This is a genomic window from Vibrio cincinnatiensis DSM 19608 (assembly GCF_900167345.1).
Taxonomy (GTDB): Bacteria; Pseudomonadota; Gammaproteobacteria; order Enterobacterales; family Vibrionaceae; genus Vibrio; species Vibrio cincinnatiensis.
In genome coordinates this window covers 1-1236 of sequence record NZ_FUXB01000052.1, presented here as the reverse complement: position 1 = coordinate 1236, position 1236 = coordinate 1, and the positions used below count along the sequence as shown (strand labels likewise).

Here is a 1236-nt window from a genome sequence, read left to right as displayed (position 1 = left end):
TAATGCTTTGAAATGGTTAGTAAAGTTACATAACAAAGCATTTAAGAGGGACAATCAACGCGTGGCATTTTTGGTTTGGATACGCATTTGAGGTTAAGGCTGGCTAGTTTGAGCGCAGTTGTTCGCGTTGCTTGCCCCTTAATGCGGCGTTATGTAACTGTAGAGAAAAAGACCGCAATATATTGAAAGTTAAAGTGTTTTTATACTTTTGCATTTTTAAGTTAGTTTCTATTTTACATATTTTATGATTTTAACTTATTGTTTTAATTGGTTATTTATAAAGTTTGTAAAGTCAGTCTTATTCATATTGGCTTAGTTTTCGTCTTCTTATTCTTCGAGTTTTCAGTCTTTTCTCAATGGTTAAGTGAGTTTGCGATAAGTTTGGTGGCAGTTATTTTTTTCTTTGAACTAGGGCTCGCAGTTTCGTCGTTGCCACGCAAATTCTACTGGGTTACTGCTAACTTTTTATGTAAGTTAAACGATATTTGGCAATATTTTTCTTTGTAATGCTTTGAAATGATTAGTAAAGTTACATAACAAAGCATTCAAGAGGGACAGTCAACGCTTGGCAGTTTTGGTTTGGTTGGCATTTGAGGTTACGGTTGGTTAATTTGAGCGCAGTTGTTTGTGTTGCCTGCCCCTTAATGCGGCGTTATGTGATTGGGCGTAAATTGAAAACGGCCCTAATCGAATGGGCCGAATATTAACTGAAAAGGTTTAGTGTTCAGGAGTTTCAAGCAATTGGATCACGCTTTCTACGGCATTTGACATTGCTTGCTCATTTTCAAATTTCCCTGAACCAGCAGGCCCAAGAGCCTGAGAATACAAAGTAAGTTGTTTTTCGAAAGGTAAGCCTAACTGATCGTATAAGTTTTGTCGGATTTGTGCATGCTGTTCAGGATCTTGGTTAGCAAGATTAATAAGGGTTTCATAAATAAGCGCTTTCATGAGATATCCATTTTATAATATTTGACGGGGCGCAAGGATTGTAATCGATAATGGATTGTAAATCTGAAGCAACAATCACATAACAAACGGTTCAAGAGGGACAACCAACGCGTGGCATTTTTATTATGCGTTGGTTTTTGTGGTTACAGTGTTATGCGAAAGCTTGGTAGTGGCGTTGGTTGCCCCTTAACCGGGCGTTATGTAACCGTAGAGAAAAAATCCCACAATGCATTGAAAATTAAAGTATTTTTATCCTTTTGTATTTTAAGGTAGAGCTTCTACTTTGCA

At 37.1% G+C, this 1236-nt stretch carries 1 protein-coding gene; it reads right to left on the bottom strand.

The genetic code is table 11. The features are described 5' to 3' along the window. Nucleotides 1-717: 717 nt before the first annotated feature. Nucleotides 718-948, bottom strand: coding sequence for a PAS factor family protein (locus B5D54_RS16800; RefSeq protein WP_078927664.1), 231 nt, complete (start codon nucleotides 946-948; stop codon nucleotides 718-720). Nucleotides 949-1236: the final 288 nt, after the last annotated feature.

Coding starts and splice junctions, on each gene's coding strand:
- B5D54_RS16800 (WP_078927664.1), bottom strand. CDS start 948: ATGAAAGCGCTTATTTATGAAACCCTTATTAATCTTGCTAACCAAGAT.